The sequence below is a fragment of the Hyphomicrobium sp. genome, assembly GCF_041674905.1.
Taxonomy (GTDB): domain Bacteria; phylum Pseudomonadota; class Alphaproteobacteria; order Rhizobiales; family Hyphomicrobiaceae; genus Hyphomicrobium_B.
In genome coordinates this window covers 1-12430 of the sequence record NZ_JBAYUV010000035.1, presented here as the reverse complement: position 1 = coordinate 12430, position 12430 = coordinate 1, and the positions used below count along the sequence as shown (strand labels likewise).

The 12430-nt window shown below is 60.5% G+C and carries 11 protein-coding genes; 7 read left to right on the top strand and 4 right to left on the bottom strand.

From position 1 onward, the window contains the following. Positions 1-16: 16 nt before the first annotated feature. The 7 genes from WC026_RS13430 to WC026_RS13400 all read left to right on the top strand — a co-directional run bounded on the left by WC026_RS13430 (position 17) and on the right by WC026_RS13400 (position 7575). A complete protein-coding gene (locus WC026_RS13430) occupies positions 17-1636 on the top strand; it encodes an MDR family MFS transporter (RefSeq protein WP_372711521.1) in 1620 nt (539 codons plus the stop codon). 47 nt (positions 1637-1683) lie between these two features. Further along, complete coding sequence (locus tag WC026_RS13425; protein ID WP_372711520.1) at positions 1684-2145, top strand: carboxymuconolactone decarboxylase family protein; 462 nt, start codon at positions 1684-1686, stop codon at positions 2143-2145. A gap of 22 nt (positions 2146-2167) precedes the next feature. Further along, the gene (locus WC026_RS13420; protein ID WP_372711519.1) at positions 2168-2602 is read left to right on the top strand and encodes a cupin domain-containing protein; all 435 of its coding nucleotides are present in this window, start codon (positions 2168-2170) and stop codon (positions 2600-2602) included. Between the two features lie 8 nt (positions 2603-2610). Next, the gene (locus WC026_RS13415; protein WP_372711518.1) at positions 2611-3540 is read left to right on the top strand and encodes an NADP-dependent oxidoreductase; all 930 of its coding nucleotides are present in this window, start codon (positions 2611-2613) and stop codon (positions 3538-3540) included. A 269-nt stretch (positions 3541-3809) separates the two neighbouring features. Beyond that, positions 3810-4838, top strand: a complete 1029-nt coding sequence (locus tag WC026_RS13410) for an IS110 family transposase (RefSeq protein ID WP_372711517.1) — start codon at positions 3810-3812, stop codon at positions 4836-4838. A gap of 361 nt (positions 4839-5199) precedes the next feature. Continuing rightward, entirely contained in the window at positions 5200-6111 is a 912-nt protein-coding gene (gene mbfA / locus WC026_RS13405) for an iron exporter MbfA (protein ID WP_372711542.1), read from the top strand. 225 nt (positions 6112-6336) lie between these two features. Beyond that, positions 6337-7575 carry a lytic murein transglycosylase gene (locus tag WC026_RS13400; RefSeq protein WP_372711516.1) on the top strand — a complete coding sequence of 413 codons (1239 nt, stop codon included), beginning with the start codon at positions 6337-6339 and terminating at the stop codon, positions 7573-7575. 94 nt (positions 7576-7669) lie between these two features. Here WC026_RS13400 and WC026_RS13395 read toward each other — a convergent pair whose 3' ends face one another. The 4 genes from WC026_RS13395 to pheS all read right to left on the bottom strand — a co-directional run. Next, the gene (locus WC026_RS13395; protein ID WP_372711515.1) at positions 7670-9013 is read right to left on the bottom strand and encodes an NAD(P)/FAD-dependent oxidoreductase; all 1344 of its coding nucleotides are present in this window, start codon (positions 9011-9013) and stop codon (positions 7670-7672) included. 34 nt (positions 9014-9047) lie between these two features. Beyond that, entirely contained in the window at positions 9048-11480 is a 2433-nt protein-coding gene (pheT, locus tag WC026_RS13390; protein WP_372711514.1) for a phenylalanine--tRNA ligase subunit beta, read from the bottom strand. A 10-nt stretch (positions 11481-11490) separates the two neighbouring features. Next, positions 11491-11724, bottom strand: a complete 234-nt coding sequence (locus tag WC026_RS13385; RefSeq protein WP_372711513.1) for a hypothetical protein — start codon at positions 11722-11724, stop codon at positions 11491-11493. Positions 11725-11754: 30 nt separating this feature from the next. Beyond that, positions 11755-12430, bottom strand: a 676-nt coding sequence (pheS, locus tag WC026_RS13380; protein WP_372711512.1) for a phenylalanine--tRNA ligase subunit alpha, incomplete at its 5' end; no start/stop codon positions are given.

Below are 12430 nucleotides of genomic sequence, written 5' to 3'. Positions count from 1 at the left end.
CGGAAGGAAGCAAGCCATGTCAGCGATCAGCGCAACGCCTTCGGACTTCGCCGGTCAACAGGCCGCAACTCAGCGCGCCGGCACCGCAGAAGCAGTCCCGTCGCTCAAAACCTGGATCGCCGTCATCGCCTCGACGTTGGGTTCGTTCATGGCCGTTCTGAACATCCAGATCGTCAACGCTTCCCTCGCCGACGTGCAGGGCGCGATCGGCGCCGGCATCGACGATGGCGGTTGGATCTCGACGTCGTACCTCATCGCCGAAATCGTCGTCATTCCGTTGACGGCCTGGCTCGCGAAGGTCTTCTCGCTCCGTCTCTACCTGCTGACCAACGCGTTTCTATTTCTCGTCTTCTCCATCGGCTGCGCTTTCGCACACAACCTCGGCCAGATGATCGTGCTGCGCGCGATCCAGGGCTTTTCGGGCGGCGTGCTGATCCCGATGGCCTTCACAATCATCATCACGATGTTGCCGAAGTCGAAGCAGCCGATCGGCCTTGCGCTCTTCGCATTGTCGGCAACCTTTGCGCCGGCGATCGGTCCGACGATCGGCGGATATCTGACTGAGAACTGGGGCTGGCAGTACATCTTTTACGTCAACCTGGTGCCGGGCCTGCTGATGATCGCGATGCTTTGGGCTTCGCTCGAAAAGAGCCCGATGCAGTTGTCGCTGCTCCGTCAGGGCGACTGGCCGGGCATCATAACGATGGCGGTCGGCCTGGCAGCGCTGCAGACGGTTCTCGAAGAAGGCAACAAGGACGACTGGTTCGGCTCGCCCTTCATCGTTCGCCTGTCGATCATCGCCGCCGTGTCGCTGACGCTGTTTTTCTGGATCGAGCTGACGAGCGCAAAGCCGTTGCTGAACCTGCGCGTGTTGACCCGCCGTAACTTCGGCTTCGGCAGCGTCGCCAACTTCTTGCTCGGCATGGCGCTCTATGGTTCGGTCTTCATCCTGCCGGTCTATTTGGCTCGCGTCCAGGACTACAATGCTGAACAAATCGGCATGGTGCTGGCCTGGACGGGCTTCCCGCAACTCTTGCTGATCCCGCTCGTTCCGCGGCTGATGCGAAAGTTCGACGTTCGCATCGTCATCGCCGTAGGCTTCGCGATTTTCGCAGCAAGCAATTTCATGAACATCGAGATGACAGGCAACTATGCCGGCGACCAACTGTTTTGGCCGAATATCGTCCGCGCCATCGGCCAGGCTCTCGTCTTCACGCCGCTCTCCGCAATCGCGACGGCCGGCATCGAGATGGAGAACGCGGGATCGGCTTCGGCACTGTTCAACATGATGCGTAATCTCGGGGGCGCCGTTGGCATCGCGATGCTGCAAACCTTTCAGACCAAGCGCGAGCAGTTTCATTCGAATATCCTGACGCAGTCGGTTTCCGACTTCTCCGAAGCGACACGCGAACGCATCCAGGAGCTGACATCCTACTTCCAGGCCCACGGCGTTACAGACCATGCGTTGGCGACGCATAAGGCGATCGTCGCGATCGGCGGCCGGGTTCGCCAGCAGGCAAACATCATGGCCTTCAGCGATACGTTCTATCTGCTTGGTATCGCTCTGGTGATCGCACTGCTTGCCACGCTCTTATTGAAGAAGCCAGGGAAGCTCGCAGGCGCCGCCGCCCATTGATTCAAGACGAATCTACCGGACGCAAATAAAAGAAGGGAACGACGACCATGCAACCGAGACTGAACCCCTACAAAGCGGCTCCCGACGCCGTCAAAGCCCTGACCGCACTTGAGGACTACATTCAGAAAAGCGGATTGGAGCATTCGCTGATCGATCTGGTGAAGACGCGGGCTTCGCAGATCAACGGCTGCGCCTACTGCATCCACATGCACACCATAGACGCACGGGCACGAGGTGAAACGGAAGAGCGACTTTATCTACTCGACGCGTGGCACGAGTCGCCCCTCTACACTGAGCGCGAACGTGTCGCCCTCGCCTGGACGGAGGCCTTGACCCTCATCGCCGAAACCCACGCACCCGATCACGACTTTGAAGAAGCGCGGAAATTTTTCTCGGAAGAAGAGCTGGTCAAGCTCACGGTATTGATCGGCACGATTAATGCGTGGAACCGTCTCGCCATCAGTTTTCGGGCCGTTCACCCGACCAAGACCACGATCGTATCTGCTTAGTCAAAAACAGGAGGACACCGCTATGATTACGACCAAATCGAAACTCTCACTCGCCGTCGCGATTGCTGCTGTTGCGATTGGCACAGCGCTGCCGTCGTTCGTCGCTACGGCTCATGGCGATGATCCAGGAGCAAGCGTGAAGGCGGTCTTCGCGGGCAAGCTGCCGAACGTGCCGGGCAAGAGTGTCAGCGCCGTCGTCGTCAACTACGCTCCGGGTGGAAAATCTCCGAAGCATCACCACGCCGGCAGCGTCCTCGCCTACGTCCTGTCGGGCGAAATCCGCTCGGAAAATTCGGCGACAGGCCCGGTCAAGGTCTACAAGGCCGGCGAGACATTCTTCGAACCGCCCGGCAGCGAGCACGACGTCAGCGAGAACGCCAGCACGACCGAGCCGGCAAGCCTCCTCGCGATTTTCATCGCCGACGATAATGCGCAACTTACAACAATGGACAAGTGAGACGCACCATGAAAGCCAATCGTATCCATCGTTTCGGATCGCCGGAAGTTATCAAGCTGGAAGAGGCCGACCGGCCTCTTACCGGTGAAGGCGAAGTGCTCATCCGCGTCGAGGCGAGCGGCGTCGGTCCGTGGGACGGCTGGATCCGCGAGGGCAAAAGCGTCCTGCCTCAACCCTTGCCTCTGACGCTCGGCTCCGATCTTTCTGGCACTATCGAGGCAGTCGGCACAGGCATCACCAACTTCAAGGCCGGTGACGAAGTCTTCGGTGTCACCAATCCTCGGTTCATCGGTGCCAATGCAGAGTACGCGATCGCATCGGCACGAATGATCGCTGAGAAACCAAAAGGCATCACACACATCGAAGCTGCATCGGTGCCCGTCGTCGCGGTAACGGCCTGGCAAATGTTGTTCGATCGTGGCGGCGTCAAACGGGACCAGACAGTGCTTATTCTCGGCGCGGCGGGCAACGTCGGAAGCTATGCCGTTCAGCTTGCTCACGCTGCCGGCGCGCAGGTTATCGCGAGCGCCGCTAGAGATGAAACGGACTACGTGCGAAGCCTCGGCGCCAAACGAGTTTTCGATGGCCGTGCGCAGGGGCTGCCGAATGACCTGAAAGACATCGATGTCGTCATCGACGCTGTCGGAGGCGAGGCGCAAACGCAATCGCTGGAGGCCTTGCGGCTTGGCGGAGTTCTGATCTCGGCGGTATCCCAGCCGGATCAAAGCGCAGCCAGTCGACTGGGCATCAAAGCAGCGTTCATGCTCGTCGACGTCACCAACGCAGCGCTAAAGTCGATTGCAGAACTGATCGAGGCGAACAAACTTAAAACCAATGTTGGGGCGGTTTTAGATCTCGCAGAACTTCGACGAGCTCACGAAATGCTTGATGTTTCGCGGCTCCGTCGACGTGGAAAGATCGTCATTGATAGCGCCTGAGAAGGCGGTCGCTGATGTGTCCGCTCAGGGTCAAACTCGCCGGGCGATAACCAGTCTATGAAAGATCTAGTCCGAAAGCTGACGTGAGGTCAGCGGGTCAGTCTGTGGCGACATCTGACGCGATACCTCAGCTAGCGGATGTGGTTTGGGGGCGCTTCCAACGTCGTCGATCATGGGAGGCTCGAAGTCTGCCTATGATGCTGTGGACGGCATCCATCACCCGGCCCGAAGACCGATAAGGTCTTGGGGCAATAGATGGAGGAAGCCAGATGGTGCAGCCAGTTACAGCCGGCCTCGATATCGCTAAGAACGTTTTTCACGCCTACGGCGTCGATGCCAACGGCGAGAAGGTCTTCAGCCGTAAGCTTCGCCGTGCGCAGGTCGAGAGCTTCTTTGCCAAGCTTGAGCCTTGCCTGATCGGCATCGAGGCCTGCGCGACAGCGCATCACTGGGCTCGCACGATCGAGAAGATGGGCCATCAGGTCCGTCTTATGCCGCCCGCATACGTGAAGCCTTATGTGAAGACCCAGAAGAACGATGAAGCAGATGCCGAAGCAATCTGCGAAGCGGTCACCCGCCCAAACATGCGGTTTGCGGAGACGAAGACCGTCGAGCAACAAAGCGTGCTGGTACTGCATCGAACCCGAGCGATGCTGATCAAGCATCGCGCGCGGATGGGCAACACGATCAGAGCGCACCTCGCGGAGTTTGGCATCACCGAGAGTATCGGCAGGATCGGTCTCCACAGACTGATCGAAGTTGTCGTTTCCGGCGAAGATGATCGAATCACAGAAGTGGCACGCCGAGCGATGATGTGCTTGGTCGAGCAGTATCGCCTGCTCCAAGACCAGATCCTCGATCTCGACCGGCAAGTCATGGTCTGCCACAGGTCGAACGATGCGAGTAGGCGGCTGGCCACGATCCCCGGCATAGGGCCGCTGGCTGCGAGCGCTCTCGTTGCCTCCGTCGGCGATGCGTCTAGCTTCAAGAACGGGAGAAGCTTTGCAGCCTTCATCGGCCTAGTGCCAAAACAATCATCCAGTGGTGGAAAAGAGCGTCTCGGCAAAATATCGAAGCGTGGCGATCACTACCTGAGGTGGCTCCTTGTCGTCGGCGGCCTTGCGGTGATCCGATACGCACAGCGACACGGCACGCGTCGCCCTTGGCTGGTCAAACTTCTGCAGCGGCGCACGGCCAAGATCGCCGCCGTCGCCATGGCCAACAAGATGGCGCGGATCGCCTGGGTTCTGATGGCGCGCGGCGGCGCGTATCGCGAACCGGAGGCGCAAGCGGCATAGGAATTAGCGGGTCCATGCCGGGCGCGCTTCACGAGGTTGGAAAGGGCTAAAGGTAAGTCATGCAGTAAGCGGTCGACCACCGAGATCGGTAAAACCCATTGATCCCAGGGCGCCTCGAGCGCGTGCTTTTGATCGGGAGCTGATCTTGCGGATAGCATGAAGGCCATCGGTGTTCGCGCCGAGCAAACAGGCCGGACACATGGGCGCTACCGACCAGCTCTTCGTGACACGCAAGAAAGTCCTTGCCAACGGGGTGCCGTCCACACATGGGATAATGCAGACCATATCCCTTGGCGACCCCGCTGTGGGTCGGAGCTAGTAAGCGGAAACGCGCGTAGAAGGTGCGCTAAGTCGCCGATCAATCAACCTTAACTATGATGGAAAAGTTCTCATCTTCATCATCTCCGGCGCCGGTCTCGGCACGGACTATCCGGCGTCGGCGAAGATCTTCACGGAAATGGGGGACGAGGAAAACGATCACCGGCGCTGGCTGATCGATCTGTTCCGGCAGAAGTTCGGTGAGCATATTCCATTGATCCGCCGCCAGGACGTGTCGGGCTTCGTGCATCACGATCCGATTTGGTTCGTGCGTCCGCTCGGCATCGAGAAAGTGCGGCGGCAAGCCGAGGCGATCGAACTTGAAACGCGCAATTTCTATCGTGCGGCCATCGCGAGCGTTTCAGACGCGGAGTTGCGCAAGCTGCTCGGCGATCTCATCGTGGCGGAAGACCGTCACCTCGGCATCGCGCAGCATCTCTCCGAGGTCGAGCTGACGACGACAGCGAAGTCAGTCGAGGAAGAGGCGTCGCGCCGCGCGTTCGTGCTCCAGTATGTGCAACCCGGTTTGACCGGTCTGATCGACGGCTCGGTCTCGACGTTGGCGCCGATCTTCGCGGCGGCGTTCGCCACGCACAACACCTGGCAGACGTTTCTCGTCGGCATCGCGGCGTCGCTTGGCGCCGGTATCTCGATGGCGTTCGCGGAAGCGCTGGCGGACGACGGCAATATTTCAGGGCGTGGAAGTCCGTGGGTGCGCGGTGGTGTTACCGGACTGATGACGGCGCTGGGCGGACTCGGACACACGCTGCCCTATCTGATCCCGAACTTCTGGACGGCGACGTCGGTCGCCATCGTCGTCGTTTTTATCGAACTCTGGATCATCGCGCTTGTGCGCGCGCGCTTCATGGACACGAGATTTTTCAGAGCGGCGCTGGAAGTCGTGGTCGGAGGCCTGCTTGTTTTCGCAGTCGGAATTCTGATCGGAAGCGCCTAGAGCCTTCCGCTTTTCGTTGAATCGCGGATCGGCTCTAGGTCTTTGTTTTGTCGTGCTTCTTATCGGAAAACCGGTTCCCACTTTTCCGGAAGCACTCTCGTAGGCGCGTTTGCGCACGCGCAATCTGTCGTAAGCAGGCGTTAGCCTCATTCAGGCCATAGTGTCTTGACCCATTCCGGGCTGCCGGCACAGTGGCGGCGATACGCAACCCTCCGAAGGCTTCTCATGCGCGCAGGATATCTGGTTTTTTCGATTGCAACGCTTGCGTTTGCGGCATTGTCCGGCGCGGCGTTCGCGGAAGCCACGCCGCCGCCTCCGGCCAATAAGCGGAATTGCCAGAACACTGTGCCATTCGCCCGCTGGCTTGCGGATTTCAAACGTGAAGCCATCGCCGACGGCATCCATGCCGCCACCCTCGATGACGCGATCGGCGGCATGACGCCCGACATGAGCGTCGTCGCGCGCGACCGCAAGCAAGGGTTCTTCTCGCAGACGTTCATCGACTTCTATTTCAAGCTCGCGACCAACGGCCGCGAGAAGATGGGTAGGTCGTATCTGCAGCGGTACAAGCCGATCTTTGATCGCGCCGAAAAACAGTACGGCGTGCCGGGCGCCGTCATCACCGGCTTTTGGGCGCTCGAGAGCGACTTCGGCGGGGGCATGGGGAATCTGTCCGTCATGCGTTCGCTGGTGACGCTGGCCTGGGACTGCCGCCGTGGCGATTTCTTCCGTAACGAGCTTAAGGCGGCGCTGAAAATCATCGAGCGCGGCGATCTCACGGCGGATCAGATGATCGGATCGTGGGCGGGCGAGCTTGGGCAGACGCAGTTCCTGCCGCAGCACTACTACAACTACGGCGTTGATTATGACGGCGATGGGCGCGTCGACCTGATCCGCGATATTCCGGACATCATCGGTTCGTCGGCGAATTTCATCGCATCGATGGGCTGGAAGCGCGGCGAGCCATGGCTCGAACAGGTGCGAGTCACGAAAGAGTTGCCGTGGGACAAAGCCGATCTCAACGTGCTGCTGCCGCGATCGCAGTGGGTCGCGTGGGGCATCGAAGGTGTCGGCCAGAAGCTGCCGTCGGACGATCTTCAGGCGTCGCTGTTATTGCCGATGGGGCGCAATGGGCCGGCCTTCCTCGCCTATAACAATTTCCGCGTTTATACGCAGTGGAACCAGTCGCTGACCTACGCGACGACGGCGGCGCATCTGGCGGCGCGGATGATGGGGGCGCCGAACCTCAGCCGCGCGAGCGGAGATGTTCCGTCGCTCGGTTATGAGCAGACGAAAGAGCTGCAGGCGCTCTTGAAGCGGCGTGGCTTCGACGTCGGCGAGGTCGACGGCAAGCTCGGCGCCGGAACGCGTAAGGCCGTTAAGGAAATGCAGATCAAGCTCGGCTTTCCTGCGGACAGCTATCCGACCTCGGAACTGCTGACGGCGCTGCGCGGACGGAGCTAATCGTCATCATCTTGTTTGGCATTGCCGACTCTCCTTCGTCGAGCCTGCCGGCAATGCCGCTACGCTCGATCGTTCGAGAATGACGGTGTGCCCCCTAGTGCAGCTTGACCTGGGGCTCCGTGCGCCGAGTCAACAAGCGTGACAGCGAGTCGAGCGCGACCTTGATTGGTCCGTGCAGGGCGACCTCGTGCATCTTGTAGAGCGAGCGATACATAATTTTCGCGAACCAGCCCTCGATGCGTAGCGATTTGCCGGAAACGAAGCCCATCAGGTTTCCGACTGTCGAATATTTTCCGAGCGACACGAGCGATCCGAAGTCGCGATATTTGAACGGCGCGAGCTTCGTCTCGCCGTGCATGCGGCGCTGGATCTGCCGGACGAGGTGACTCGATTGCTGATGCGCCGCCTGGGCGCGCGGCGGAATAGGCGCCGTTTCGCCTTCTGGAACGAGGTAAGCCGCATCGCCGATGACGAAGATATTATCGTCTTTGGTTGTTTGCAGCGACGGTCGCACGAGCAGCGTGTTGCTGCGGCTCACTTCCAAACCATCCATTTTAGACAGAACGTCTGGCCCTTTGACGCCGGCGGCCCAGACGACAAGCTCGGAGGGAATAAAGTCACCGTTGGCGAGGGTGACGCCTTCGTCAGAAACGTTCGTCACGGGGCTTCCGACGCGAACGTCGACGCCGATATCCTTTAAGATGTTGGTCGTTGCTGTTGAAAGCCTTTCGGGCAACGCCGGCAGAATGCGGGAAGCTGCCTCAATCAGCGTGATTTTGAAGTCTTTTTCGGCATCGATCTTGTCGAGACCAAAATCGACGAGACCGCGCGCTGCATGATGCAGTTCGGCGGAAAGTTCGGTGCCGGTCGCTCCGGCGCCGATGATCGCAACGTGAAGCTGTCCCGGCCTTATGGGACCTTGCTGCGCGTAGGCTCGGACGCAGGCATTCAAAAGGCGGCGATTAAAGCGCCGGGCCTGCTCTGGCGTGTCGAGCATGATCGCGTGATCCTTCACGCCGGGCGTGCCGAAATCGTTCGAGATGCTGCCGACCGCGATGACGAGGGTATCGTAAGGGAACCAGCGATCGGGCGTGATCTCGCGCCCATCTTCATCGTGAGTTGCCGCGAGGTGCACGCGCTTGTTGGCGCGGTCGAGGCCGATCATTTCGCCGTAGCGGTAGCGGAAGCCGTGCCAGTGACCTTGCGCCTGATAGGCCAGCTCGTGGCGGCCGGTGTCCATGCTGCCGGCGGCGATCTCGTGCAGCAGCGGCTTCCAGACGTGGGTGCGCGCCCTATCGACCAGCGTGATCTCGGCTTTGTTTTTCTTGCCGAGCTTGTTGCCAAGCTGGGTCGCGAGTTCCAGCCCACCCGCTCCGCCGCCGATGATGACGATCTTATGGATTCCCTTCGTGCCGGCAGTGGGTGCAGCGGTCGTCATGGTCACCTCATTCGTACAATGTGGCGGCGGGCGTTTACGAGCGAAGCTCGGCGCCCGTCATCTTTTTAACATCCGCGACTATTTTTTTGACAATTGTCTCTATGGCCTGATCCGTAAGTGTTTCGGTTGCCGGCTGTAGAGTTACCTCGATTGCGATCGACTTTTTACCCTCAGCGGCAAGGTTTCCGCCTTCGAATACGTCAAAGACGTTGACGTTCCGGATGAGAGCTTTGTCGGCGTTGAGCGCGGCCTTGATCACATCGCCCGCCGCCACGTCCTTCGGCACGACGAACGCGAGATCGCGCTTGACTGGCAAGAGATCGGACGCCGCAAGCGCGGGCTTGGCGCGGGATTTCTTCTTCTCGGGCGGCAGGGCGTCGATGAAGATTTCGAATGCCGCAACAGGGGCTTCGACGTCGAGGGCCTTGAGCGTCGCCGGGTGGACTTCGCCGAAATAGGCGAGCACGTTTTTCGGTCCGAGCCGCAGCGTCCCGGAGCGTCCCGGATGATACCAGGGCGGGCAATCGCGCGTGATCTGGGCTTTGCTGGCGTCGATGCCGAGGGCGGCCAATGCTGCGACGACATCGGCATTGACGTCGAAGACGCCGACGGGGGCTGCCGCTCCGCTCCAATGGCGCGAAGAGCCATCGACGCGTGCCGTTCCGGCGCGCACGGCGGCAGCGCTCAGATACTGGTCTTCAGGTTTTTCGCCGCGATAGGCCTGGCCAAGCTCGAACAGGGCGACATCGGACGCGCCGCGATTGCGATTGCGTGTGACGGCGGTTAGCAATCCGGGCAACAGTCCGGGCCGCATCGACGACAGTTCGGTCGAGATCGGATTGGCGAGATCGAGGGCCTCGGAGCCGCCGCCGAAATGCGTCGCCTGATCCTTCGGGATGAAGCTCCAGGTGACGGCTTCGACGAAGCCACGCGAGGCGAGCAAACGGCGCGCGCGGCGGGCGCGCTTCTGTTTTTCCGTCAGCACAGGGCGCGCGACGCCGTCGAGGCGCGGCAGCGGCGTCGAGGGGATGAGGTCGAGACCGGCGATGCGCACGATCTCTTCGACGAGATCGGCAGGCCCATGCACGTCGGGCCGCCAGGTCGGCACGGTGACCTTTGCGGCGCTCGGCTCGCCTGCGATCTTGGAGCCGAGTGCCGTCAATATTTTCGCGATTTCGGATTCGGGCAGCGTGACGCCCGTCAGCTTCGCGACGCGTGCGAAGTCGAACGCGATAACGCGATTTTCGATCGGTTCCTTGCCGGCGACCTTGGCCTTCGAGGCTTCGCCGCCGCAGAATTCCAGGATCATATCGGTCGCGAGATCGAGGCCTGGGCGAACGGATGCCGGATCGACGCCGCGTTCGAAACGGTAACGCGCGTCGGTGACGAGACCGGTCTTGCGGCCTGTGGCGGCCGTGCGCACCGGATCGAACCAGGCGCTTTCGATCAGGACGGCTTTCGTCTCGGGTGTGCAGCCCGTGCTTTCGCCGCCCATGACGCCGCCGAGGCCCAATGGTCCCGTGTCGTCGGCGATGACGCACATCGTATCGTCGACCGCGTATTCCTTGCCGTCGAGCGCAAGGAATTTCTCGCCGGATTTTCCGAGGCGGGCGTGGATCGCGCCTTTGAGCTTGTGCGCGTCGTAGACGTGCAGCGGTCGGCCGCGATCCAGCGAAATGTAATTCGTGACATCGACGAGGGCGTTGATCGGGCGCAGGCCAACCGCCTTCAGGCGGTTTTGCAGCCAATCAGGCGATGCGCCGTTCGCGACGTTGCGGATCGTGCGCGCCGCGAAGACCGGGCAGGCGTTTGCTGTTTCGGGTGTGAATTCGAGCTTCACCGGAATGGCGCAGTCGAAGGCTTCCTTGATGGCTGCGAGCTTCGGCTCCGGTTTCAATGATCCGAGACCGGCGGCGGCAAGGTCGCGCGCAACGCCGCGCACGCCCGTGCAATCGGGACGGTTGGGCGTCAGCTTCACTTCGATGACGGGGTCGTTGAGCCCGGCGACGTCGATATAGCGCTCGCCGACTTTGCTCGCCCATTCGGCCGGCAAATCGAGGATGCCGTCGCTTTCGCCCGCGAGTTCAAGCTCGGCGGCCGAGCACATCATGCCGTTCGAGACGACACCGCGAACGGGCTTCTTTTCAAGCGTGATTTTCGAACCTGGAACGTAGGTTCCGAGCGGCGCGAAGACCGCGATCATTCCCGCGCGCGCGTTCGGTGCGCCGCAGACGACCTCCATCAAAGGCGCGCCTTTGGCGATCTCGACCTGCACGACCTGCAATTTGTCGGCGTTCGGATGCTTCTTGGCTTCGACGATGCGCGCGACCACGAAAGCGCCGAGCGACTTCGCCGGGTCTTCGATGCTTTCGACTTCAAGGCCGATCGCCGACAGCGTCGTCTCGATCTCGTCGAGCGCCGCATTCGTATCGAGGTGGTCTTTGAGCCAGGAGAACGTGAATTTCATGTGCTGGGTCTCAGAATTCGTAGGTGTCTTTGAGAATTTGGAAGAGTTGAAAAGCGGACTCTCTTCCAAACTGCAGTGTTTGACTCTGCTTCCCGGGAATTTTGCGTTCGTCCGAGCCGTAGGTGTCGATTTGTACGATCGGCGTGCCGGTCTTTGGCTCGAATACTTTTACAAAGGCCGTAAATTGAGTTGGTTGAATTTTGCCCTCTCCGGGCTTCAGCTCGACAGATTTAACCCATCCCATAAGACGAACCTTCCGATTTGGCCTGGTTACCTATGACGACAGTCCACCGCCGAGGGTGGGGACGTCGAGCGTCGAGAAGCCGTAGTGGCCGAGCCATGTCAGGTCGCCGGAGAAGAAGGCGCGCAGATCCGGGATGCCGTATTTCAGCATCGTCAGGCGGTCGAGGCCGACGCCGAAAGCGAAGCCCTGATATTTTTCCGGGTCGAGGCCGCAGTTTCGCAGCACGTTGGGATGCACCATGCCGCAGCCCAGGATTTCGAGCCACTGGCCGGGCTTGCCGATCGCCTCGGCGCCGATGTCGACTTCCATCGACGGCTCTGTGAAGGGGAAGTGCGAGGCGCGAAAGCGCATCTTCACTTCGTCGACCTCGAAGAAGGCTTTGCAGAATTCCTGCAGCACCCATTTCAGGTGGCCCATGTGGGTCTTCTCGTCGATGACGAGGCCTTCGACCTGATGGAACATCGGCGTGTGCGTCTGGTCGCTGTCGCAACGATAGACGCGGCCCGGCGCGATGATGCGGAGCGGCGGCTTCTGCGAGACCATGGTCCGGATCTGCACGGGGCTTGTGTGCGTGCGCAGAAGCAGGCGCGAGCCATCGGCCTTCGGCGAGAAATAGAACGTGTCGAGGTCCTGGCGCGCCGGATGATCGGCCGGGATGTTGAGTTTATCGAAGTTCATCTCGTCGGTTTCGATGTCGGGACCTTCG